This is a genomic window from Acinetobacter genomosp. 15BJ (assembly GCF_000400715.1).
Classification (GTDB): domain Bacteria; phylum Pseudomonadota; class Gammaproteobacteria; order Pseudomonadales; family Moraxellaceae; genus Acinetobacter.
Genome location: NZ_KE007348.1, coordinates 57,060 through 80,298 on the forward strand (window position 1 = coordinate 57,060; position 23,239 = coordinate 80,298).

16 protein-coding genes, 2 tRNA genes and 2 rRNA genes are annotated in these 23,239 nt (G+C 43.2%); 10 read left to right on the top strand and 10 right to left on the bottom strand.

The window, feature by feature from the left end; genetic code table 11:
- Nucleotides 1-4: 4 nt before the first annotated feature.
- From F896_RS04030 to F896_RS04015, 4 genes are read left to right on the top strand one after another with little or no spacing between them, the layout of a single operon-like run.
- The gene (locus F896_RS04030; protein ID WP_016164700.1) at nucleotides 5-829 is read left to right on the top strand and encodes an acetyl-CoA carboxylase carboxyltransferase subunit alpha; all 825 of its coding nucleotides are present in this window, start codon (nucleotides 5-7) and stop codon (nucleotides 827-829) included.
- Nucleotides 766-2,157, top strand: coding sequence for a tRNA lysidine(34) synthetase TilS (gene tilS / locus F896_RS04025; RefSeq protein ID WP_081402391.1), 1,392 nt, complete (start codon nucleotides 766-768; stop codon nucleotides 2,155-2,157). Before F896_RS04030 ends, tilS begins: the two co-directional genes overlap by 64 nt.
- Before the next feature lie 3 nt (nucleotides 2,158-2,160).
- Nucleotides 2,161-3,000, top strand: a complete 840-nt coding sequence (proC, locus tag F896_RS04020; protein WP_016164702.1) for a pyrroline-5-carboxylate reductase — start codon at nucleotides 2,161-2,163, stop codon at nucleotides 2,998-3,000.
- Nucleotides 3,001-3,016: 16 nt separating this feature from the next.
- A complete protein-coding gene (locus F896_RS04015) occupies nucleotides 3,017-3,586 on the top strand; it encodes a YggT family protein (RefSeq protein ID WP_004804504.1) in 570 nt (189 codons plus the stop codon).
- A gap of 41 nt (nucleotides 3,587-3,627) precedes the next feature.
- Here F896_RS04015 and F896_RS04010 read toward each other — a convergent pair whose 3' ends face one another.
- Nucleotides 3,628-4,758, bottom strand: coding sequence for an acyltransferase family protein (locus F896_RS04010; RefSeq protein ID WP_016164703.1), 1,131 nt, complete (start codon nucleotides 4,756-4,758; stop codon nucleotides 3,628-3,630).
- A 123-nt stretch (nucleotides 4,759-4,881) separates the two neighbouring features.
- Nucleotides 4,882-7,647, bottom strand: a complete 2,766-nt coding sequence (gene polA, locus F896_RS04005) for a DNA polymerase I (RefSeq protein WP_016164704.1) — start codon at nucleotides 7,645-7,647, stop codon at nucleotides 4,882-4,884.
- 188 nt (nucleotides 7,648-7,835) lie between these two features.
- Here polA and F896_RS04000 point away from each other — a divergent pair, with 188 nt between their 5' ends.
- The gene (locus F896_RS04000; RefSeq protein ID WP_016164705.1) at nucleotides 7,836-10,706 is read left to right on the top strand and encodes a DUF2339 domain-containing protein; all 2,871 of its coding nucleotides are present in this window, start codon (nucleotides 7,836-7,838) and stop codon (nucleotides 10,704-10,706) included.
- Here the strand turns inward: F896_RS04000 and F896_RS03995 are convergent.
- Together F896_RS03995 and F896_RS03990 are read right to left on the bottom strand one after the other, a co-directional pair.
- On the bottom strand, nucleotides 10,703-11,620 hold the full coding sequence (locus tag F896_RS03995) for a mechanosensitive ion channel family protein (RefSeq protein WP_016164706.1): 918 nt from the start codon (nucleotides 11,618-11,620) through the stop codon (nucleotides 10,703-10,705). The genes F896_RS04000 and F896_RS03995 overlap by 4 nt on opposite strands.
- Before the next feature lie 9 nt (nucleotides 11,621-11,629).
- Nucleotides 11,630-12,451 carry a hypothetical protein gene (locus F896_RS03990; RefSeq protein WP_004804509.1) on the bottom strand — a complete coding sequence of 274 codons (822 nt, stop codon included), beginning with the start codon at nucleotides 12,449-12,451 and terminating at the stop codon, nucleotides 11,630-11,632.
- Between the two features lie 93 nt (nucleotides 12,452-12,544).
- Between F896_RS03990 and gspE the strand changes: the two genes are divergently transcribed.
- Nucleotides 12,545-14,035, top strand: a complete 1,491-nt coding sequence (gene gspE / locus F896_RS03985; protein WP_016164707.1) for a type II secretion system ATPase GspE — start codon at nucleotides 12,545-12,547, stop codon at nucleotides 14,033-14,035.
- A 65-nt stretch (nucleotides 14,036-14,100) separates the two neighbouring features.
- On the opposite strand, the gene F896_RS03980 is transcribed toward gspE, so the two are convergent.
- The 6 genes from F896_RS03980 to F896_RS03955 all read right to left on the bottom strand — a co-directional run bounded on the left by F896_RS03980 (nucleotide 14,101) and on the right by F896_RS03955 (nucleotide 18,893).
- Nucleotides 14,101-14,535 (bottom strand): organic hydroperoxide resistance protein, encoded by a 435-nt coding sequence (locus F896_RS03980; protein WP_016164708.1) that lies wholly within the window; start codon nucleotides 14,533-14,535, stop codon nucleotides 14,101-14,103.
- A 329-nt stretch (nucleotides 14,536-14,864) separates the two neighbouring features.
- Nucleotides 14,865-15,227 carry a DUF4951 domain-containing protein gene (locus F896_RS03975; RefSeq protein ID WP_016164709.1) on the bottom strand — a complete coding sequence of 121 codons (363 nt, stop codon included), beginning with the start codon at nucleotides 15,225-15,227 and terminating at the stop codon, nucleotides 14,865-14,867.
- A gap of 211 nt (nucleotides 15,228-15,438) precedes the next feature.
- Nucleotides 15,439-16,263: a carbon-nitrogen hydrolase family protein gene (locus F896_RS03970; protein ID WP_016164710.1), complete on the bottom strand. Its 825-nt coding sequence runs from the start codon at nucleotides 16,261-16,263 to the stop codon at nucleotides 15,439-15,441.
- A gap of 28 nt (nucleotides 16,264-16,291) precedes the next feature.
- Complete coding sequence (gene gigB / locus F896_RS03965; RefSeq protein ID WP_005207099.1) at nucleotides 16,292-16,813, bottom strand: anti-anti-sigma factor GigB; 522 nt, start codon at nucleotides 16,811-16,813, stop codon at nucleotides 16,292-16,294.
- A gap of 102 nt (nucleotides 16,814-16,915) precedes the next feature.
- Nucleotides 16,916-17,884 carry an RsbU family protein phosphatase GigA gene (gigA, locus tag F896_RS03960; RefSeq protein ID WP_005207100.1) on the bottom strand — a complete coding sequence of 323 codons (969 nt, stop codon included), beginning with the start codon at nucleotides 17,882-17,884 and terminating at the stop codon, nucleotides 16,916-16,918.
- Nucleotides 17,885-18,014: 130 nt separating this feature from the next.
- Nucleotides 18,015-18,893 (bottom strand): MlaA family lipoprotein, encoded by an 879-nt coding sequence (locus F896_RS03955; RefSeq protein WP_016164711.1) that lies wholly within the window; start codon nucleotides 18,891-18,893, stop codon nucleotides 18,015-18,017.
- 564 nt (nucleotides 18,894-19,457) lie between these two features.
- On the opposite strand from F896_RS03955, the gene F896_RS03950 reads away from it, so the two are divergent.
- The 4 genes from F896_RS03950 to F896_RS0120040 all read left to right on the top strand — a co-directional run.
- Nucleotides 19,458-20,995: ribosomal RNA gene (locus F896_RS03950) — 16S ribosomal RNA — on the top strand.
- Nucleotides 20,996-21,054: 59 nt separating this feature from the next.
- Nucleotides 21,055-21,131: transfer RNA gene (locus F896_RS03945), tRNA-Ile, on the top strand.
- A gap of 55 nt (nucleotides 21,132-21,186) precedes the next feature.
- A tRNA-Ala gene (locus F896_RS03940) sits at nucleotides 21,187-21,262 on the top strand.
- A 400-nt stretch (nucleotides 21,263-21,662) separates the two neighbouring features.
- Nucleotides 21,663-23,239 (top strand): 23S ribosomal RNA (locus F896_RS0120040); the annotation flags it as partial.

A 23,239-nucleotide genomic window follows, 5' to 3' on the forward strand; every position in this document is an offset into this window, starting at 1 on the left:
ACTTATGAAAAATAAAGCGACTCAGTCCAAGGCTTGGGCTACGGTTCAAATTGCACGACACCCTGAGCGTCCGCAATTTCTAGATTATGTCAGTGAAATTTTTACTGAATTTGATGCACTTCACGGCGACCGTTTATTTGGTGATGATGGTGCCATGATCGGTGGTTTGGCGCGTTTTGACGGACAACCTGTGATGGTGGTTGGTCAACATCGTGGTCGCAGCACACGTGAAAAGCTACAGCATAACTTTGGGATGTGTAATCCAGAAGGATATCGTAAATCACAACGTTTACTCGATATGGCTGAACGTTTTAATTTACCGGTGTTCACCTTCGTCGATACCATGGGTGCATACCCAGGTGTAGGGGCTGAAGAACGTGGTCAAGCAGAAGCGATTGCAACCAGCTTGGCACAACTTTCAAGTTTAAAAGTTCCTGTTATTGCCACGATTCTTGGTGAAGGCGGTTCAGGTGGTGCTCTCGGTATTGGTGTAGCCGATCGTGTGATTATGCTGTCACACAGTATTTATTCTGTGATTTCACCTGAAGGTTGTGCGTCTATTCTATGGAAAACCGCTGATAAAGCAGCACAAGCGAGTGAAGCACTTTCGCTAACTGCAGATAAACTTCGAGCTTTAGGCATTGTTGAATATGTTGTGGATGAAGGTGACGGTGCACACTTGCAGCCTGAAAAAGTCATGCATGATTTGAAAGATGTGTTAAAACAAGCTTTAGATGAATTGCAACCGATGGATGCGCAAGAACGATGCGACGCACGTTATCAACGTTTAATGAAGTTTGGCAGCAGCAATTTAGGCATCGCGTCTTAGCACAAACCCAGCATTTTTCTGAACAAACTCAATTCTTGATTGGGTGTAGCGGCGGCATGGATTCCATGCTGTTGCTGTTTCTAATGTCTGAACTTTTTCCGACTCAAACCCGTGCGATTTATGTTGATCATCAACTTCAAACGATGAGTGCTGAATGGGGCCATGTTGTACAGCAGCAGTCAGATGCTTTAAATATCCCGTGTATTATTCAACAAGTAGACGTTGCAATAGGCAATTTGGAACAACAAGCACGTCAAGCGCGTTATCAAGCGTATCAACAGCATTTACAATCCAATGAAATTCTAGTCTTGGCACATCATCAGCAGGATCAGGCCGAAACACTATTATTACGCTTGTTTTCTGGGGCAGGTGTGCATGGATTGGCTGCGATGCAGCAAATTGATATTCGTCAAGACATGACCATTTGGCGACCATTTTTAGATGTGAGCCGCGAGAAAATTGAACAATGGTCGCAGCAACTTGATTTTGCCTATGTGACAGACCCAACCAATTACGATACGCACTATGATCGGGCGTGGTGTCGAGAAGAATTATGGGATGTCTTACAAAAACGCTTCCCCAAAATGCAGGCAGCTGTGGCACGCACCAGTTCTCTGATGCTGGATGCTGCGGAAATACTAGATGAAGTATTGCAGAAGGATTGGCAACAGTGTGCGACTGATCGTGTACTTGATCTGATCGTGTTAGAGCAACTCTCAGCTGCACGGCAACGTCAATTGTTATCAGCTTGGGTGAGGGGGGCGGATCAATATCGACCAAGTTATGATATGGTGCAGCGATTGCAGCATGAGGTCATTCTTGCAAAGCCAGATGCGCAGGCAACTTTACATATCAATCAACATTATTTCGTTCGCTATCAGAAGACGTTATATCGTTTAACCCATGATGAGCTGTACGCAGAAAAATTATTTTCCTTTCCAGATACCTTGTCACAACAGTTTGATATGGGCGAAACCATCAATGTTGCGGCTGGACAATTTAAGATCGAAACTCAAAAAATTGGTCTTTCATCTCGGCTTTTAGGGCGAGAGTTAAAGTTGCTTAAACGGCAGGGTGGTGAAAAAATTCATCTTTATGGTCGTGTTGGACATTGGCCTCTGAAAAAAGCCATCCAAGAGCTACAGATTTTGCCTTGGTTACGTCATACAATTCAAATATTAGTCGTAGATAATGTTATGCTTGGGGTTTTTAGCCCAAAGGGTTTTTGGTTGGCGCAATCTGATTATTTAGAACAGGGCGGTTGGCAACCAAGTTTAATTTCTGACTGTAATGACTTTTTTCAGCAGTCTTTTTCATATGATGAGTAGGACATGGCGACAACATTGAATCAAAATATTTGTTTTATTGGCGGCGGTAACATGGCACAAGCCTTGATTGGCGGGCTGCTATCTCGTGGTTTACCCACAACGCGCATTACGGTTTCTGATCCTGTCGAACAAATTCGTCACATCTTAGAAGAAAAAAATATTCAAACCACAACTGACAATGTGGACGCAATTAAAAATGCGGACGTTGTGGTATTGGCGGTAAAACCCCAAGTTTTGGCAACGGTATTACAACCATTAAAAGGTTTATTGTCAGATAAACTCGTGATCTCAATTATTGCGGGTGCTGAAATTCAAACGATTTCAGATTTAATTGGTGGTAGTCAACGTATTGTCCGTGTCATGCCGAACACGCCAGCATTGGTACAAACAGGTGCACATGGTATTTATGCATCTGAAGCGGTCGGTGCTCAAGATCGTGAGTTAACCAGTCAAATTTTAGCGGCGACTGGTTTAACCATTTGGGTGGAGAGTGAAGCTCAAATTGATGCAGTAACCGCAGTCTCTGGTTCTGGCCCAGCATACTTCTTCTATTTGATGGAAAGTATGATTCGTGCTGGTAAAAATTTGGGACTAGATGAAAAAGTGGCGACGGCATTGACCTTGCAAACAGCATTAGGTGCGGCACAAATGGCGATTACCAGCTCAAATTCTCCAGCAGAATTACGTAAAAATGTGACCTCTCCAAATGGCACAACGCAAGCAGCTTTAGAGGTGTTTGATCGTGCGCAGATTTCACAAAATATTCAAGCAGCGCTTGCAGCAGCTCAGAAGCGTAGCCAAGAGCTAGCGCAAGAGTTGAGTGACAAGACTAAATCGGTTTAAGTAGGATAAGACAATTATGGGTGCAAGTTCTGCGCTAATTTTTGGTGTTTTGATCAATGTTGCAATTTTATTGGTCTTTTTCCGTTTTTTAATGCAATTGGCAGCAGTCAGTCCATACAATCCTGTGGTACTTTCAACCGTGAAAGCCACCAAGATTGTGGATGTGTTTAGCCGCATTTTCCCGACGATAGGTAAAGGCCGTGTCAATTTAGCGGCAGTTGCTTTGTTGGTGGTGCTGTATCTCCTGAAAATGTTTGGTCTGATGTATTTGTCTGGGCAGATGCCACATAGTGCGGTGTATCTGGTGATCACCACCTTTGTGACCATGATTCAAGATTTGATTCGTTTCTGTCGTTACTTGATTTTTGCAACGATCATTTTAAGTTGGGTGGTGATGTTTACTCAGACACGCTCACCTTATATTGAAGTGATTCAAGAGTTGGCTGAACCATTGCTTGCACCATTCCGTCGCTTATTGCCGAACATGGGGATGATCGACCTGTCTCCAATTTTGGCTTTCTTGGCCTTATACGTGGCTGAGATTCTCATGAATGAAGCAGCTAAAGTACTATTAACTGGTCTTTAAGCAAATCTGATTCAATAAAAAATGGGCGTAAAGCCCATTTTTTATTTCTTGATCCAACGTTGCCGGATTACTCGATTGAGTGGATTAGAAAAGTAGCGTGCAATCAGCCCACCTAGTGCAATCGCAAGCACAAAATAAATCACCAATAAGATCAGCTTGATATTGCCCTCTGTCAGTGCGGGCGTATAAAACAGTTTGAAAAAACCTAAAATAATCAGGTGGAATAAATAAATTTCATAACTGTTCTTACCAATATCCTGTAACCACTTAAAACGCTGTGTCTGCATGGTGGTGTGTTCCTTTGCCACATTCGCAACAATCAGGATCGCTGTTGCAAGTGCAAATAGACTGACTCCCCAAATACAGTTTTGTTTAATCGGTGCAGAAAAATAAATGATGAACATGGTCGCAATGGCAATGTATTTCAACCCTAACCAGGTTTGGGTTTGCAGTTTAAGTTGCGGTGCAATCAGTGCCGCGATACAGCCAAATGCAATCCCATCAAAACTAGAGAAGTAATGATAGAGGTACGCACCACTTTCTTCGCCGTAATGTAAAAATCTAAAATACGGTGCAAATAGAATTACGGCAACACAGACAAATAGAAAGTAGGGCTTCTTCTTAAATAGCAATGCTGTTAGTGGGAAAAGTAAATAAAACACTTCTTCCACAGATAAAGACCATAACACGCCAAGCGCATAGTTGACCCAGCCATTTTCAATAATCAGGATGTTCATCCAAAAGGTCAGCGCTGCTAGGTTAACTGTTGACTGAGCGACGACAATGCCATTTGGGGCCTGAGTCATAAAAGGTTTAAGCTCAAATGCACCGAAGAGATTGACCAGACAGATCAGCAGGATCAAGGTTGGCATGATGCGAGCAAATCGTGAAATATAAAAATCGCGCGTATTGATCTGATGCAATGCACCCCAGCGTTTGATGGTGTGTGAGGTGATGAGATAACCCGAGATGACGAAAAACATGGTGACGCCATAGTTACCATTGCGGGCTAAAAGTGTGGTGATATTTTCACCAAAAACCTGAAAGTTGATCGAGGTGTCAAAGAGCTTATAAGGGATATTGAAATGGTGCAGTAAAACCAAAAAGATTGAAATACAGCGTAATGAATCAATAGAGTGAAAGCGCTTAAATTGGACTTGATTAAAGGACATATTGCATTCCTTTCTCCTATACGAATTAATTTTTATCAGATATTCTTTATTTTCAGTTTTCTTGTAGCGCAGGGGAGTTTATCCCCTGTCTGCAAGAAACATTTTTTCTAATGTGTGGGTGGCTTAGTGGGCAGCATCCCAGTTTTGGCCTTGTCCAACTTCAACCACAAACGGTACTGAAATTTCCAATACAGATTGCATCACTTCAGCAATTTGCTTTGATAGTTCATCCGCAATCGCAGCATCCGCTTCAAACACAAGTTCATCGTGCACTTGTAATAACAGCTTAGCTTGATCTTTAGGTAGCATTTTATCGACCGCAATCATGGCAAGTTTAATAATATCTGCCGCACTGCCTTGTAAAGGTGCATTGATGGCCGCACGTTCAGCTGCTTGTTTGATCATTTTATTGCTGGCCATAATGTCTGGTGTGTATAGACGACGGCCTAAAATGGTTTCAACAAAACCTTGCTCACGCGCAATTTGACGTGTGCGCTCCATATAATCCAAAACACCTGGATATCGTTGGAAGTAACGTGCGATGTAGCTACGTGACTCTTCACGGCTAAAACCAAGCTGACGGGTTAAACCAAATTCAGACATACCATAGAGTAGACCAAAGTTAACCGCTTTGGCTTGGCGGCGTTGGTCATTGGTCACATCTTCAATAGCAATACCAAGCACTTCAGAAGCGGTACGGCGATGCACGTCTTGACCTTGCTGGAAGGCATGAACTAACGCATCATCTTGAGAGAAATGTGCCATCAAACGCAGTTCGATTTGAGAATAATCGGCAGCGAGTAACACACGACCCTCAGGTGCAATAAAGGCTTTACGAATTTGACGACCAATTGGAGTACGGATTGGAATGTTTTGCAGGTTTGGATCGGTTGAAGACAAGCGGCCTGTTGCAGTTAAGGCTTGATGATAGCTGGTATGTACACGATGTGTTCTGTCATGCGATTGTTCAATCAGGCGATCGGTGTAGGTATTTTTGAGTTTTGCCAAGCCACGATGTTCCAAAATGACTTCAGCCAATGGATGTTCGATTTTCTCTAAAATACTTTCACTGGTACTGTATTGACCTGTTGCAGTTTTCTTACCACCTTTGAGTCCTAGCTTTTCAAACAGGACTTCACCGACTTGCTTTGGTGAGGCAACATTAAATGCTTCGCCTGCCAGTTCCGCTGCTTGAGCTTCAAGCGTTTGAATGGTTTCTGAAAACTCGACACTGAGTTGATCGAGGAATTGATGGTCGAGCTTAATCCCATCTTCTTCCATGCCCGTGAGGACACGAGCAACAGGCATTTCAATATTATGTAGAATATTGACCAGTTCTGGATGGGCTTTTAGTTTTGCTGCGAGCACCTCATACAAACGATAAGTGACATGCGCATCTTCGGCTGCATAATGCGCAGCCACTTCAAGCTCAATCTGGTTAAAGGTTTTCTGTTTGGCACCTTTACCCGCGATTTGTTCAAAAGTCGTGGTCAAATGGCTGAGATAAAGACGAGCAACATCGTCCATACCATGTCGCGTTGCAGCGGCATTCAATACATATGAAGCAAGCATGGTATCGAAATACCAACCTTGAATGGTGATACCATGATTGGCAAAGATATGCGCATCATATTTTAAATGATGACCAATTTTCCGTACTTGTTCATTTTCAAGAATCGGTTTGATCTGAGCGAGAAGCTGTTCACGATTCAGTTGCTCAGGTGCGCCTTCATAATCATGTGCGACAGGAACGTAATAGGCATCTTTGGCATCAAATGCCACCGAGAAACCGACCAGTTCGGCAAAGCGATAATCCAGATTGGTGGTTTCAGTATCAATCGCAAAATGATCCGCCTGTTGCATACGCTGCAACAAGGCATCCCAATCTTGTTGGCTCAATACTGTATGATAAGTCGCATTCCCCAGTTGATCATCTTGGCTGGAAAGATTGGCATGATCTTCAGCCACCACGGGTTCTGCTTTTTGTTCAGCTTTGGCAATACTTTGCGAGGTTTGCTGATAAGCAGGACTGTTTGGATTGTTTGGATGGTCTAAGGATTGTAATTGGTTGCGAAACTCTAATTCAGTATAGAGCTCTCGAAGCTGATCCACATTGGGATTGGCGAGTTTAAGGTCGTGCCAATCTAAGGCAAGATCGAGATCACAGACAATACTGGCAAGTTGATGGTCAACTTTGATGTTGTCTACATTATCTTTAATATTCTGGCTGAGTTTGCCTTTAAGCTGATCAGCATTGGCAATAATATTGTTTAATGTGCCGTATTCATTCAGCAGCTTCGCTGCTGTTTTTGCGCCAACACCCGGAACGCCCATGATGCCGTCAGACGCATCGCCCATCAGGGTGAGGTAATCAATGATTTGATTTGGATGTACACCGAACTTTTCAAAAACACCGGCTTCATCTAAAACACGTTCTTTAAAACTGTCTTCCAGTTTGACATGTTCATTGACTAACTGCGCCATGTCTTTGTCGCCCGTCGAGATGAGGACATGATGACCTTCTGCCAAGGCACGCTTGGTTAAAGTCCCAATAATATCATCCGCTTCTGCACCTGCGAGAAAATACAAAGGAATCCCTTGCGCTTTGATCAAGGCATGTAAATAAGGAATCTGTTGAGATAACTCCTCAGGCATGCTTGGGCGATCGCCTTTGTAGATTGGCGATAATTTATGACGGAAGGTCGGCTCTGGCGTATCAAAAATCACAGCCATATGGGTAGGCTGAGTGCGACGCATCAGTTTTTGGATCGCTGAAATTGCACCACGTATTGCATTGGTATGTAAGCCAGTAGACGTGGTTAATGGTGGTAAAGCGTGAAAAGCACGAAATAAGAAATAAGACCCGTCTACCAAGACAAAAGGTGGCATTGCGCAAATCCTAATTATAAATTAATTGGTATTTTACGTGAAAAAGCCGTGGCTGTCTTATCTGAACTGGACGGAGAGCGGCTGCTTGTGTCGTTTAAAATTTGCAGTATTTTGTATGTAACAATACCTGCCTATCTAGTGATCAAGTAAGATGACGGCAATGAAGCTGTCATAATTGATATAAGTCTATGTATAAAAAAGACAAACAGGGAATCGTCATTGTTTTAATTGCGCTGACTGTATTGCTCGCTTGTGCAATTGCCTTTAAATGGCAAGGCACGATTGTCGCAGCTGCAATCGGCCTGACCGTTGTAATTGTGCACATTCTGTCTGAAATTCATCAGCGTTTGCTTCAACTAGAGCAAGCAGCACCGAGCTATTTTGCATTAGGGGCTGGTATTGGTGTACAAAAAACTGTGATATATGCTGCGGCACTCGTCGCATTATTTGCCTATGCCAATACATGGATGTGGTTGGCGGGTGGCGCTTTATTGGTATTGTTGTTGTGTTTGATCCAAACCATCAGTGCTTTTCAAACTCGATTACTGCATTTAGAGCAGGTTGCAACACAATCACTCAATCCAGATATTTCTATTCAACCACAACAACAGACCTCAAGCATTGGTCAATCTACTGAATTGGTTGAAACGACAGCTTCAAACTCTGTAATTGTGGAACAGCAGCAGCCAGCTTGGATGCAGGCTAGAACTGAATCAGTTCAAAGACCAATACTTGAGAACTCTACCTCTGCTGCTCATCCTTCTTCTGAATCCAAACAGCCAGCTTGGTGGCAACCTGCACTCGATTGGATGATACATGGCAATCCAATTTTACGTGTTGCCGTCGCGGTACTTATGGTTGGGGTGGTGTTGTTATTGCGTTTTGCCAGTGAGCATTGGCAACTCAGTCTAGGCGTGAAACTGGGCTTTATTGCGATTGCTGGGATTGCGACTACTGTTGCAGGTTATTTACTGCAAAAGAAAAATCAATTATTTGCGGTGGCTCTACAAGGCGTCGGTTTAGCGGTGGTTTTTTTAACCCTGATCTTCTCGCATCATTTCGCCGTCATTGCCAGCTTAAGTACCGCTAGTATTCTATTTGTGATTTTATTATTGGCGACCGTTTATTTAAGTTTAAAGCAACAAGCCTTATATTTAGCCATGCTGGCTTTAACCATGGCTTATCTCGCGCCCTTGGTAATTCCACACAACCATCCGGATGTGATTTTCTTATTTAGTTATTACTTTGTCATTAACTTGGCCGTAGCTGCATTAAACTTTATTCAACCTTGGAAAATCCTGCATCAAATTGCCTTCTTCGCCACCATGTTTATTGGTGGTTCGACTATCGGGATTTATGCAAAAACTGCACAGTTTGATACCTTGGATATCATTCTCTGGTTGCATATGGCGTTATTTATCTGGCTGAGTATCCGTTATAGCCAGCTGATGTTACGTGCTCAGAATGAGCAACAACAAACAGCTCAGACCTCTGAGCGTTTACAACCGATTTTAGATGTTGGCTTGATCTTTAGTGTGCCTGTACTGGGCTTTTCGCTACATGCCTATTTAATGCATAACTCGACCTCAGCACTCACTTGGGGGGCAGTTGCACTTGCGGTTGTTTATATTAGTTTAAATATTTGGATTAAGCGTCAGCATCCACAACTTTCAATTTTGGCAAAAAGCTTTTTCATTCTTGCAGTGGTCTTCGTTGCATTGATTTTCCCACTGGCCAAAGGGGCACATTGGACTTCAACAGGCTGGGTGATTCAGGGAACGGCATTGATTGTCTGGGGCGTGACCGAGCGTTACCGATTAAGTCGCTATGTTGGTGTGGCGTTGGTGTTATTAAGTTCGGTGGCGCTGCTGTTCCAAGTTTGGTCAAACGATCATTTCCCAATTTTAAGTACCGCGATTTTTGCACTTGCTCAATTTATTTCTGCTTTTTACTTATTGCATTATCAAGAGGTCGAGAAGTATTTCAGTGCACGCATGTTGAGTGGGGTTTTTCTGGTACTTGGTTTGTATTCAGGCGCGATTGCTGCTGTTGAGTTGATGCAATGGCAACAATATGGACTGAGTCCCTATCTTGCTATTGCTGCAATATTATTGGCATTGTTTAGTCTGGCGGTGCATGTTAAATCGCGATTACAGTGGGGCAATGTGCAGCTCATCTTGTTGGGAGCTTTGTTGGCTTTACTTTATGGCGAAAGTTTTGCTCAACATGTGTATATCGTTTGGCACTGGTCAAGTCGCTTAGATCAAGTGATGTTTGCAGTAGCATCAATTACGATTACTTTAATCCTGACTCGCTTGAGTGCTTACACATCTAAAGCAGCTGTTATGCTGTGGTCTGGGTTGCTTTGGCTCAGCCTTGCCAGTATTGGTTTGGCTATTTTTCCAATTATGCCAATTGCAGCACTTGCGATTATTCCTGCCATGTACAGTCTTTGGTTATTTACATCAAATAAAACTGAGTTGCTGCATCAGTTGCCAATCTGGTGTTTAACGCTATTCTGGCTGGTATTGGTCAGTCTAGATCCATATTCAGCGGAACAATATTATTTTATACCACTGCTTAATCTGACAGATATTCTCTCTTTAATGATGTTCTTCGGTCTGATCTGGATTATTTATCATCATGACTTTAGTACAGAGCGTTCGATTGAGTGGGGCTTTAAAGTCGCCACGATTTTGATTGGCCTATTGGTGCTAAGCAGTGTGGTGGTGCGAGCCATGCATCATTATTTGGGAACACCATTCTGGAGCGTAGCAATTTGGTCGAATGGTGATGTGCAACTCAGTTTGACACTATTGTGGGTGATATTGGCCTTCGTTCTAATGACCTTTTCCAGCCGCCGCCACATCCGACAAATCTGGTTTGTCGGTGCGGCCTTGTTAGCGATTGTCGTAGCGAAACTGTTGTTGTTGGATTTATCGCAAAGTGGCACCTTAACTCGCGTGATTTCATTTATTGGTTCGGGAGCTGTGATGCTGGTCATTGCATATCTGGCACCTTTACCCCCTGCGATAGAACAGACTCAGAAAGAGAGTTAACTCTCTTTCTGTTCTTTTCTAAGTTCTTTCTGATTGGCATATTGATCAACTTCATCATTCTCTAAGGGTAGAGGTCGATCAATCAGGCCCATTTTTGGTACAGGAATTTCAATCTCATTTTCCAAAAAGCCATTACGGATACGTTCCTGCATTTCATCGCGCACTTTGAGTGAGTTTTCCTGACGACACCATACGGCAAATAACAGTTCAATCGATGATTCTCTAAAAGCCGTCACTGTGACCGTGGCTTTAGGATCATCCATCACCAACGGGTATTTGGCCGCCACTTCTAACAGAACATGTCGCACTTTAATAATATCTTCGTGAAAGTTAATCGCCAAGGTGATTGGAATACGCCGTATCGGGTATTTGGATAAGTTCATCACAGGGGTTCGGATCAGTTGTTCATTCGGCAAACGAATATAAACATTGTCGAGTGTAAGCAATTTAACCGAGAGCAAATCAATTGAAATCACCTCACCTTCGATAGTCTGACCCCGAATGAGGGTAATTTGAATGGTATCACCGACTTCAAATGAGCCTTCACCAATCAAAAATAAACCACTGATCAAATTGCTGGCAGAGGTTTGTGAGGCAAAACCTAAGGCAACGGTTAAGATCCCGGCTGCACCTAAAAACACACTGAGCTTAAAGCCGGCTTCTCTCAGGCTGGTCATAATGAATAGCAAGAAGATGAAGTAAAAAATACCCCGACGCCATAGCAGGCGCTGATGCGCATTAAAGCGGCTGCCTACCGTGCGAATAAAGGCATTTGAAACCAAACGTGCAATCAGAAAGCCGATGAAACACAAAATAATGGCGACCACGATTTCACTGAGTCGCTCAAAGTTAATGTTGGTGAAAACACTTGTCAGGCTGCCGGCAACATCTTTTGGAATATTCGAATTTGGCATCGCGACCCCTTAAAAAAATGAATCAAACATATTGAATAAAGTACTGCCAGGTGCACGAGGGGGATGCACATAGGTGACTTCACCCGCTTGGGTTGGGGTCTTATTTTCAATACGAATACGTGCGGGATGATCTGTCCCTTCGTAATAGACTTTGATTTGTGAAGTCCATAAACGGCCTGTACTTTCACTATAAAATAAAGGCAACGCAGGGACGGGGACATTCATACGGTCAAAACGCAATTGGTGATGACTGGTATTGTGGAACTCAATTGGAGTCACCGCACGGAAAGCACGTGGTTTGAGTAGATTCAAATCAATACGGCCATCTACAGAAGTTGCGTAGCAGATCTCACCATTTTGTGGGTCTTTACCAAACCAAGTGTCTTTCGGTTGAATCACGGGAATATCAAATAAAGGCTCAGAAAGACCGTCAACCAAACCTGCAATCCACAAGGGTGTACTGATATATAAGGTTCCACGCTGGCCGGCAGGAATATAAATCGGATCAACGGGTCGAATCACCACTGAGCGATCCGCCAAGCGAGGCATCAAATGAAAGATGCCATTGGTTTTATGAAACATATAACGTTCAATTTTTGCAGGAGGTGGCATGGCAAATTCAATATCATTCAATATTCGCCACTGCTGCTCGTAGTCATACTGAAATTGAGGGCGATGATATTCCAAACGCCACTCTTTGATGCCGCGAGTGAGACGAAAGAGCAATGAACCGAATTGCCACGCTTTGGCCTGTTGAATTTCGAATTGTTGTTCGCCCCACCATTTCAAAGTGTCAGAATGGGGAGCTTGATATTGATTATTTTGAGACAAGATGCAAAATTCCTGTGTGAGTATGCTAAACAGACTTCACGCTGTAATCTGCTTAGAGTACACTCAATACTTTCTCTTATCATTATTTGTGTGATGCAAATACTTAAACAAATACAAATTCCTTATAGTTTTGCTAAACGACATGGCGTTTTGTTACGTTATGAAGGTGATCAAGTTTTTATTGTACGACGCAAGGACACCGCGCGTATTGCTTTGCAGGAAGCTCGTCGAATTTTGGGGAAATCCGCTCACGATCAATTGTGTACTGATCAAGAGTTTCATGCCTTACTGAGTTCTAGCTATGCAGGGGATACTGGTGAGTCGCAACAAGTTGCGGCAGGTCTAGAAGATCATCCAGATTTATTGAGTTTGGCGGATCAAGTACCTGAAGCTGAAGACTTGATGGATCAGGAAGATGATGCCCCGATTGTCCGTCTAATCAATGCTTTACTGTCTGAAGCGATTCGTGTCAGTGCCTCTGATATTCATATCGAAGCTTTTGAGAAAAAGCTTTCTGTACGATTACGTGTCGATGGTCAACTACGTGAAATTGTCCAGCCACGCCGTGAATTAGCACCATTATTGGTGTCACGTATCAAAGTCATGGCGAAACTGGATATCGCGGAAAAGCGTGTTCCACAAGATGGCCGTATTTCATTACGTCTCGCAGGGCGTGAAGTGGATGTCCGTGTCTCAACTTTACCGTCTTCGCATGGCGAACGTGTGGTCATGCGTTTGCTGGACAAGCAAGCGGGACGCTTAAACATGACTCATTTAGGCTTGATGCAAAATGACTATGATCGTTTAACGCAACTGGTTCATCGACCACATGGCATTATCTTGGTAACTGGTCCAACAGGTTCAGGTAAAACCACCACCTTGTATGCAGCATTGTCAGATTTGAATGACCATACTCGTAACATTTTGACTGCCGAAGATCCGATCGAATATCAATTGGAAGGCATTGGTCAAACACAGGTCAATACCAAAGTGGATATGACCTTTGCGCGTGCGTTAAAAGCGATGTTGCGTCAAGACCCAGATGTGGTGATGGTCGGTGAGATTCGTGACTTGGAAACTGCGGAAATTGCAGTACAAGCCTCTTTGACAGGTCACTTGGTGTTATCCACCCTGCATACCAATACTGCGATAGGAGCCGTGACGCGTTTAAAAGATATGGGGATCGAGCCTTTCTTATTGGCGAGTTCCTTGATCGGTGTGATTGCGCAGCGTCTGGTTCGTACTTTATGCCCACATTGTGTCACGTGGCGTAAGGCCGATGATTTTGAGCGACAAGTATTTCAGCATCTCAAAGTTGATGAACATATGGAATTGCCTGAACCACATGGTTGTGAAAAATGTTCACATGTTGGTTTTAGTGGACGTACGGCAATTTATGAAATTGTACCAGTCGATGAGTCGATGCGCCGTTTGATTCATGGCAATGCGGCTGAGTATGAGTTGGAAAATCATGCGCGTCGTTATGCAGCTTCGATTCGTGATGATGGTTTATTAAAGGTCTTAGCTGGAAAAACCACATTAGAAGAAGTGCTTCGTGTAACCAATGAAGCTGCCGAAGAATAAATAAACCTATACATAAAAAACAGCATGGTTATCCATGCTGTTTTTTTATTGGGAAAGCTGAATGTTTATTCAGTCGTCACAATATTAAAGTTCACATCAATATTGTTACGTGTTGCATTTGAATAAGGGCAAACGATATGTGCAGCAGCAACCAATTGTTCTGCTTCTGCTTGTTCCATTCCAACTAAATAAACATTGAGTGTTACTTCGATACCAAAACCATTTGGAATCGGGCCAATGCCGACTTCGCCTTCAACATACGCATCTTTAGTAATCTTAAATTTATCACGGTTGGCAACAAACTTCATTGCACCTAAGAAACATGCAGAATAACCAGCAGCAAACAATTGCTCTGGATTAGTGACTGCACCACCAGCGCCACCCATTTCTTTTGGTACACCTAATTGAACATCTAAAACACCGTCAGAAGAAGTTGCACGGCCATCACGACCACCTGTTGCTTTCGCTTTTGCACGATAAACGACTTGTTCTAAAGACATGATAATTATCCCTGAATATTATTGAATGCAATTTGATCGTACTGGATCTAAATTAAAATACAAGTCAGCAAACGTTATAGATCCTGCCATCTTTAGTTGTTATACGTGTAGGGAAGTTTTTATGTTTTATAGGTGTTTTTATTTATGAGCAAGGGGAGTGGTCGGTTGTGCATTTGATATGAATGTAAGTGCTAATTGCTTGGATCGTGAAGATTCGCGACTAGGAGCAATAAATTGGTCTAGAGAATCGTTTTTATTGTTTAACCAAAACAAAAAGCATAAGTGATGAGACTTATGCCAAATGCTAGACCATAAATTTGATGTATCAATTACCAGAGATCGGCAATTTTTTTCATAAGACGGGCACGATAACGTGCTGTCGGGTTGCTGAGATTGTTTTGAGCTTCAAGTTCAAAATGTTGCTGCCATGCTTTGATCATTTCTAGGGTTGTGCCTTTTTGTTTAATGACCATAACGTCTTCACGTTGAATATTGTCTAATCTCTGCCTTGCACCTTCAGCACCTGTTCCCCAACCAATGATCCATTGCCCAAAAGCATTCAGCGATAAATTTTGTGGCGTAGACAAAACACGAGATGATTGAGTTGATTCATCACCATCTACATCTACAGATGTCGCGTGAAGTTGTACAGCAGTCCCCAAAAAAAAGAAAATAACAATAAATCTAAACATGAATAAAGCTTAATAAGAATTAACGGATAATGTTACATCATAGCTAGCCTAAAGTTGGCTGACTTTGTTCTACTATGATCAATAATTTGTATTAAATCATGATTCTATACATCAGGCATTTATAAAAGTTGATCATTGCAGTCAGATTGATCTTGGGTGGTTGTATTTTGTACAGTGGTGCGTTGAAATTGGTATAAAGATGAAGATGGAATTAATAGGCAATAATCTTACGATGTTGCATTAACGGCATTGCAAGACGAAGTTTGTTTTGTATCTCAAGGTCAAATTCACTAGTGATTAGGCCGTATCCTTCAGTTTCAACGCTTTGCAGCAATTGGCCACGGCTATCTGCAATGCCTGCATGTCCCCATGTTTGACGTTGTTCACCATGCCAACCTTGTTGTGCAGCACCTAAGACATAGCACTGGCTGTCCATGGCTCGTGCTTGTAGCAATAATTGCCAGTGGAGCTGACCTGTGGTGTAAGTAAAAGCCGCAGGAGCAGTAAGAATATCTGCACGTTGTTGACGTAAGCTTAAAGCAAGTTCAGGGAAACGTAAGTCATAGCAGACCATCAGACCAATATTGCCAAAAGGTGTTTTTGCGACAACCACTTGATCGCCAGGTTCAAAGAATTTAGATTCTTGATAACCACCTACAGCATCACCGACTTGTACATCAAACAAGTGGATTTTGTCATAACGTGCTTCAGTCCCTTCAGGGCTAATGCATAAGCTAACAGTGCGAACACGGCCATCTTGAATGATCGAGCCATCTGGACGGAAAGGGCATGGGAGTGTACCTGCAACAATCCAGATTTGATAACGATGTGCCAATTGTTCTAGACGTGCTTGAATTGCTTCGAATTGTGCTGCGGTTTCACGCTGCTTACCCGCAGCAAAGCAAACAAAATTCTCTGGAAAAACAATCAGCTCAGCACCTTGAGCCTTACTTTGTTGAAGTAATGATTCGATGACATCGAAGTTTACTTCAATGTCGTTTTGAGAATTCATCTGTGCAACAGAAAGTAAGGTCATAGGGAGATCACGATACTGAGTTTAACGATCAAGCGTTTTGTTTTTGTACGTCGAGATTTAAGCAATCTTGCTCTTTTTGCAATTGCTTAACCAGTGGTTCAAACATATTTTGGTTATTTTCGTTCAAGTGCATCAGTGTTTTGTGTGCGTCGAGCACTGTATTAAGCATTGCGCTATGCGTGACTTGCTCTTCTGTGAGTTCCAAAGTACATACACTTGGATCACCACAGTAGTTTAAAATCACAAATACTTGCCCGAGCCCCATGCTATTGGCCAAGGTAGTAATGTCTGGATTTGTCGAGAGCATAACGGCTTGTATGTGATGAACTTGCTTAAGCTTTAAACCTAGTTTTGCCAATATACCTAAAACAGTACTGTCAATAAACGTGGTTTCGGTTAAGTCAACGATTGCACCAACAACATTTTGCTGTTGTTCAATTCGATTGAGTAGTTTGTCTAGACTTATACAAGAGTGAGCACGCACTTCGCCAATAAGCTTGAAAATATGCGTTCCGTTCAAACTTGCATATTCAACATGACCTGTTGACATATAAATGCCATTTTCAGAGAAAGGATATCAAATTATCCCATAGTGATATTGGAGACACAAGTGGTTGAGGGGTGTGATTTAATTAAGATATTGATTTTACTGTTAATTCATTCGGCATATGCTTAAAATTGCAATGTCATCTGCTACATGTTCAGGGGCTTTGAATGAGTCATTTTGAAGATGTTCGACCAATTGATTAAACTGATCGTTCAGACCACCATCAAATGGTTCCAAGGCACCATCAGAACATAAAATGAACCGCGCATGACGACTTAATTTACAGTGGTGCTCTTCGACTTCAAGCTCTTCAGTCAGGCCAAGTGGAAAGCTACTGGTCGTTAAAATCTGAGGTGGTTGATTCGGTTCAAAAATAATGGGGGGAGGGTAATGTCCCGCACTTGACCAACGCACTTCATGGGTGACTAAGTTTAGGATCCCAGCAACCATGGTAATGTGTTTCTCAATATTCTCTTGTACCAACATCGCATTAAGCTTTTGAATCAATTGGCTTGGTGTTTTTGAACGGCCATGAAAGGCTGCCATCCACGAGGTTAATAAGCTACTGGTGACACCATGTCCTGAAACATCAGCCAAATAAAACAATACCTCTTCATCATTTAAACGCCAATAATCATACCAATCCCCAGATAAATAAGCAGACGGTTGAAAAAGGGATTCAAACTGATAGTTGGGTAATTCGATTGGGTTCGGTAAAAGACGTTTTTGTAATTCGGCAGCAGAAGGTAAATCTCGACTATCTTGATTACGTTTGTATTGAGCATCTATTTTAAACAAAGAATGAATCGGATTTTTTGGCAAACTATCCCAAATCCAACCTGCTAATGCACCTTGTTCCCATGCTTGTGCTAATGCTGTGCCCTCATGTTCAAATGCAAGCACAATTGTTGGGAGCTTCCACTGATATTTTAAAAAGTCTTGTACATCGGCAATTGCAATGATGGTTTGATCATACAAATCCAAATCATCAATTTGAATGATCTGCAAACTCGGTAACTCAGTTAAAGCTTGATCTAAACAAGGTACGGAACGCGTGGGTTGTATGAAATACATAGATGAATAGCCAATCCTTTGTATGATCATTTAAAATTCATCATAGATGAAAGATGACCTTGGATATAGTATTGCCAGAGTTTAAATTCTCTGGCAATACATAAGTTTGTAAAACATTATTTTAAATTAATCATTTTTCATTGGAAGAGCTGTCATCAGTGTCATCTTCATCGCTAATGAAAGAAACATCATTTGAGTCGCCACGCTTTTCTGCGATCTGGAAAGCTTTACGTTGTAAATAGAAATCACGAATCATTGCGTACTTGTCACCTTTTAGACTTTCTTCAATATCAAGAATTTGAGAACGTGCATCAACCGCCTGTAATACATTGGTTGACCAATAAATACCTTCTTGATCATCTAATAAGTATTTTTGTGGACGACCATAGCTATCTGCGGCTAAACCAAAACCATCACGGAATGTACTTGGGCCGAAGAAAGGCAACATCACATAAGGACCAGATGGAACACCATAATAGCCTAGAGTCACACCAAAACTTTCCTCTTCAGTGCTTAAACCCAAACGACGGGCAGGATCAGCAAAACCCAAGGTTGTTAAAGTATTCACTGTAAAGCGCCCTAAGGTTTTTGCGGCGCGCGTTGGGCGACCCTGCATTAACTGGTTAACTGCATTCCAAGGTTCACCTAAGTTTTTGCGGAATTGACGATATGGACTACGCACAGGTTCTGGCACTTTAGCAACATATTGAATTGCAATAGGCTTTAATAAGTTACGGTCTAACATGTCATTGAATGCATAGACTTGGCGGTTCAATGGTTGTAGAGGGTCTTTAACAGAATCAGGTTGTGCTGCATTCGCATTCACTTTTAAGTCATCTTTAGTTAAATGCTTTAAATCTTTAATCGCTTGAATCGTTGAAGTCTTTTGCTCCGCAGTGACTTGGCTTGTTACAGCATTAGCTGAATCGCTGGGGGTTTCTTGTGCGAATACTGTTGAACATGCTCCAGCAGTTAACAACCCAAGCAAGATAAAATTTGAGTAATGCATATAAGTCCTTAATCGCTGTTAGAGCGAAATAATACAGCCATTAAAATGATTGCGTCATAGAACGCGAAACATAAAGATGAGCATATAGTTTAGTTGTTCTCCTATTATTAAAACAAATTCGGTCGAAAAATATAAGAAAAATTGTGATTTTGGTTTAAAAATGTTCACTCGAATAAAAAAGAATGAAAAGGGGGTTGTGTTGGTTTGGAAATGCTGTAGAATGCACATCCATCGGCGGTGATGCAGATAAAAACTTGTTGAGAAACAAGGATTTGGCTAGAGAGGTTAGATTCTTGGATTGGTTGATAAGTTTGCTAAATATCTAAATTACCTGTTGACTTTTAAGAAATTGAGAGTAATATAGCCGACCTAGCTTGATGATGACGAATCATCGAGAAGATCATTAAGAGAATAGAAGAACAACTTGTGTGGATTTTTACTGGTTGATCAATCGAAAATATTTCATTGATTGAATGGTAAAAATTTCTCGAAGTTTATTTGAGCGAATTTTTAGTCAGAAAATTGATGAGCCAAGATTTGTAGCCATAAGCTACTAATGATTTTAAACTGAAGAGTTTGATCATGGCTCAGATTGAACGCTGGCGGCAGGCTTAACACATGCAAGTCGAGCGGAGTTATGGTGCTTGCACTATGACTTAGCGGCGGACGGGTGAGTAATGCTTAGGAATCTGCCATTTAGTGGGGGACAACATTCCGAAAGGAATGCTAATACCGCATACGTCCTACGGGAGAAAGCAGGGGATCTTCGGACCTTGCGCTAAATGATGAGCCTAAGTCGGATTAGCTAGTTGGTGGGGTAAAGGCCTACCAAGGCGACGATCTGTAGCGGGTCTGAGAGGATGATCCGCCACACTGGGACTGAGACACGGCCCAGACTCCTACGGGAGGCAGCAGTGGGGAATATTGGACAATGGGCGGAAGCCTGATCCAGCCATGCCGCGTGTGTGAAGAAGGCCTTTTGGTTGTAAAGCACTTTAAGCGAGGAGGAGGCTCTCTTAGTTAATACCTAAGATGAGTGGACGTTACTCGCAGAATAAGCACCGGCTAACTCTGTGCCAGCAGCCGCGGTAATACAGAGGGTGCGAGCGTTAATCGGATTTACTGGGCGTAAAGCGTGCGTAGGCGGCTGATTAAGTCGGATGTGAAATCCCTGAGCTTAACTTAGGAATTGCATTCGATACTGGTCAGCTAGAGTATGGGAGAGGATGGTAGAATTCCAGGTGTAGCGGTGAAATGCGTAGAGATCTGGAGGAATACCGATGGCGAAGGCAGCCATCTGGCCTAATACTGACGCTGAGGTACGAAAGCATGGGGAGCAAACAGGATTAGATACCCTGGTAGTCCATGCCGTAAACGATGTCTACTAGCCGTTGGGGCCTTTGAGGCTTTAGTGGCGCAGCTAACGCGATAAGTAGACCGCCTGGGGAGTACGGTCGCAAGACTAAAACTCAAATGAATTGACGGGGGCCCGCACAAGCGGTGGAGCATGTGGTTTAATTCGATGCAACGCGAAGAACCTTACCTGGTCTTGACATAGTAAGAACTTTCCAGAGATGGATTGGTGCCTTCGGGAACTTACATACAGGTGCTGCATGGCTGTCGTCAGCTCGTGTCGTGAGATGTTGGGTTAAGTCCCGCAACGAGCGCAACCCTTTTCCTTATTTGCCAGCGGGTTAAGCCGGGAACTTTAAGGATACTGCCAGTGACAAACTGGAGGAAGGCGGGGACGACGTCAAGTCATCATGGCCCTTACGACCAGGGCTACACACGTGCTACAATGGTCGGTACAAAGGGTTGCTACCTAGCGATAGGATGCTAATCTCAAAAAGCCGATCGTAGTCCGGATTGGAGTCTGCAACTCGACTCCATGAAGTCGGAATCGCTAGTAATCGCGGATCAGAATGCCGCGGTGAATACGTTCCCGGGCCTTGTACACACCGCCCGTCACACCATGGGAGTTTGTTGCACCAGAAGTAGGTAGTCTAACCGTAAGGAGGACGCTTACCACGGTGTGGCCGATGACTGGGGTGAAGTCGTAACAAGGTAGCCGTAGGGGAACCTGCGGCTGGATCACCTCCTTAACGAAAGATTGGTGACCGGTAAGAATCCACAACAAGTTGTTCTTCGAAGATGTATCTGAGGGTCTGTAGCTCAGTTGGTTAGAGCACACGCTTGATAAGCGTGGGGTCACAAGTTCAAGTCTTGTCAGACCCACCAAATCTGATTGCAGTAGCTTAGATTGAAAGATATGTCGTTCATTAAGTGATAAGCTGGGGACTTAGCTTAGTTGGTAGAGCGCCTGCTTTGCACGCAGGAGGTCAGGAGTTCGACTCTCCTAGTCTCCACCATACATTACGAAGTAATGTAGAAAACGAAAGTTAAATTCCAAAGATAGCTTATAGAAATTAATAAATAAGAAGATCGAATGATCTTGGTTTATTAACTTCTGTGATTTATCACAGTTTACTACTCACCGACGAGGTGGTAGTTAATCATTAACAGATTAGAAAATTGAGTCTGAAATAAATTGTTCAAACTCGATTAATTTGACACTAACGGTAATACGTAAGTATTTCAGTTAGATGAAGAATTAATCTGAGAACTAGCAAAAACACTGAATCAAGCGTTTTGGTATATGAATTAGATTGAAGCTGTATAGTGATTAAATTCACAGACAACAGATAGTAGCAATTAAGTTTGCAACGATAACACTCACTTGTATGTGTTAACGACTGTTTGGGGTTGTATAGTCAAGTAATTAAGTGCATGTGGTGGATGCCTTGGCAGTCAGAGGCGATGAAAGACGTAATAGCCTGCGATAAGCTCCGGGGAGGCGGCAAATATCCTTTGATCCGGAGATTTCTGAATGGGGGAACCCACCCGCTATAAGGCGGGTATCATAAGCTGAATACATAGGCTTATGAAGCGAACGAGGGGAAGTGAAACATCTCAGTACCCTTAGGAAAAGAAATCAATTGAGATTCCCTTAGTAGCGGCGAGCGAACGGGGAGCAGCCCATTAAGTTGTGTGTGTTCTAGTGGAACGCTCTGGGAAGTGCGAACGTAGAGGGTGATATTCCCGTACACGAAAGGGCACACACAATGATGACGAGTAGGGCGAGGCACGTGAAACCTTGTCTGAATATGGGGGGACCATCCTCCAAGGCTAAATACTCCTGACTGACCGATAGTGAACCAGTACCGTGAGGGAAAGGCGAAAAGAACCCCTGTGAGGGGAGTGAAATAGATCCTGAAACCGCATGCATACAAGCAGTGGGAGCCGACTTGTTCGGTGACTGCGTACCTTTTGTATAATGGGTCAGCGACTTATATTCAGTAGCAAGGTTAACCGAATAGGGGAGCCGTAGAGAAATCGAGTCTTAATAGGGCGTTTAGTTGCTGGGTATAGACCCGAAACCAGGCGATCTATCCATGAGCAGGTTGAAGGTTGGGTAACACTAACTGGAGGACCGAACCCACTGTCGTTGAAAAGCCAGGGGATGACTTGTGGATAGGGGTGAAAGGCTAATCAAGCCTGGTGATAGCTGGTTCTCCCCGAAAGCTATTTAGGTAGCGCCTCGGACGAATACCATTGGGGGTAGAGCACTGTTTCGGCTAGGGGGTCATCCCGACTTACCAAACCGATGCAAACTCCGAATACCAATGAGTACTATCCGGGAGACAGACTGCGGGTGCTAACGTCCGTAGTCAAGAGGAAAACAATCCAGACCGCCAGCTAAGGCCCCAAAATCATAGTTAAGTGGGAAACGATGTGGGAAGGCATAGACAGCTAGGAGGTTGGCTTAGAAGCAGCCACCCTTTAAAGAAAGCGTAATAGCTCACTAGTCGAGTCGGCCTGCGCGGAAGATGTAACGGGGCTAAAACTATGTGCCGAAGCTGCGGATTTGACTTTAAGTCAAGTGGTAGGGGAGCGTTCTGTAAGCCGATGAAGGTGTATTGAGAAGTATGCTGGAGGTATCAGAAGTGCGAATGCTGACGTGAGTAACGACAAAACGGGTGAAAAACCCGTTCGCTGAAAGACCAAGGGTTCCAGTCCAACGTTAATCGGGGCTGGGTGAGTCGACCCCTAAGGCGAGGCCGAGAGGCGTAGTCGATGGGAAATTGGTTAATATTCCAATACTTCTGTGTAATGCGATGAGAGGACGGAGAAGGTTAAGTCAGCCTGGCGTTGGTTGTCTAGGTGGAAGGTTGTAGGCATGTATCTTAGGCAAATCCGGGGTACTCTATGCTGAGAACTGATAGCAAGCTGTACTTGTACAGTGAAGTGGCTGATACCATGCTTCCAGGAAAAGTCTCTAAGCTTCA

Excerpts from the sequence above, each read along its gene's own strand:
- F896_RS04030 (WP_016164700.1), top strand. The coding sequence starts at position 5 with ATGAAAAATAAAGCGACTCAGTCCAAGGCTTGGGCTACGGTTCAAATT.
- tilS (WP_081402391.1), top strand. The coding sequence starts at position 766 with ATGCGACGCACGTTATCAACGTTTAATGAAGTTTGGCAGCAGCAATTT.
- proC (WP_016164702.1), top strand. The coding sequence starts at position 2,161 with ATGGCGACAACATTGAATCAAAATATTTGTTTTATTGGCGGCGGTAAC.
- F896_RS04015 (WP_004804504.1), top strand. The coding sequence starts at position 3,017 with ATGGGTGCAAGTTCTGCGCTAATTTTTGGTGTTTTGATCAATGTTGCA.
- F896_RS04010 (WP_016164703.1), bottom strand. The coding sequence starts at position 4,758 with ATGTCCTTTAATCAAGTCCAATTTAAGCGCTTTCACTCTATTGATTCA.
- polA (WP_016164704.1), bottom strand. The coding sequence starts at position 7,647 with ATGCCACCTTTTGTCTTGGTAGACGGGTCTTATTTCTTATTTCGTGCT.
- F896_RS04000 (WP_016164705.1), top strand. The coding sequence starts at position 7,836 with ATGTATAAAAAAGACAAACAGGGAATCGTCATTGTTTTAATTGCGCTG.
- F896_RS03995 (WP_016164706.1), bottom strand. The coding sequence starts at position 11,620 with ATGCCAAATTCGAATATTCCAAAAGATGTTGCCGGCAGCCTGACAAGT.
- gspE (WP_016164707.1), top strand. The coding sequence starts at position 12,545 with ATGCAAATACTTAAACAAATACAAATTCCTTATAGTTTTGCTAAACGA.
- F896_RS03980 (WP_016164708.1), bottom strand. The coding sequence starts at position 14,535 with ATGTCTTTAGAACAAGTCGTTTATCGTGCAAAAGCGAAAGCAACAGGT.
- F896_RS03975 (WP_016164709.1), bottom strand. The coding sequence starts at position 15,227 with ATGTTTAGATTTATTGTTATTTTCTTTTTTTTGGGGACTGCTGTACAA.
- F896_RS03970 (WP_016164710.1), bottom strand. The coding sequence starts at position 16,263 with ATGACCTTACTTTCTGTTGCACAGATGAATTCTCAAAACGACATTGAA.
- gigB (WP_005207099.1), bottom strand. The coding sequence starts at position 16,813 with ATGTCAACAGGTCATGTTGAATATGCAAGTTTGAACGGAACGCATATT.
- gigA (WP_005207100.1), bottom strand. The coding sequence starts at position 17,884 with ATGTATTTCATACAACCCACGCGTTCCGTACCTTGTTTAGATCAAGCT.
- F896_RS03955 (WP_016164711.1), bottom strand. The coding sequence starts at position 18,893 with ATGCATTACTCAAATTTTATCTTGCTTGGGTTGTTAACTGCTGGAGCA.